The sequence below is a fragment of the Phytobacter sp. V69 genome, assembly GCF_965644215.1.
GTDB lineage: Bacteria > Pseudomonadota > Gammaproteobacteria > Enterobacterales > Enterobacteriaceae > Phytobacter.
In genome coordinates, this window is record NZ_CBFFRL010000536.1 from 1 (window position 1) to 397 (window position 397).

Below are 397 nucleotides of genomic sequence, written 5' to 3' on the forward strand. Positions count from 1 at the left end.
CCTGCTTATTTCGACGCGGATGCTGTTTCATTTCTTTTACAGCAAGTGGGCCTTTTGCGATAAACCAGTATTTTGACAGACCTCTCAGTGACTCCCGCTTTTCTGCCCCGCGGTATCCGGCATCGGCAAACACCACGTCCACAGGCTCCGTAATCAAATTTTCCGCCTGATTAAGGTCATGCTCATTTGCTGCGGTGGTGACCACTTTTTCAGTCAGGCCTGTCGCTGCATCAACCGCAATATGCGCCTTCATACCAAAGTACCACTGATTTCCTTTACGGGTCTGGTGCATCTCCGGGTCACGTTGCCCGGATTTATTCTTTACAGAGCAGGGCGCGGAGATGATGGTGGCATCGATAATCACCCCCTTACGCATCATCAGTCCTGCCTGCTTTAG

The 397-nt window shown here is 51.1% G+C and carries 1 protein-coding gene; it reads right to left on the reverse strand.

Annotated elements, in window-relative coordinates; translation table 11 throughout:
* Window positions 1-397: transposase (locus tag ACSZPU_RS26360; protein ID WP_499004578.1), on the reverse strand; the 397-nt coding region annotated here is incomplete at both ends.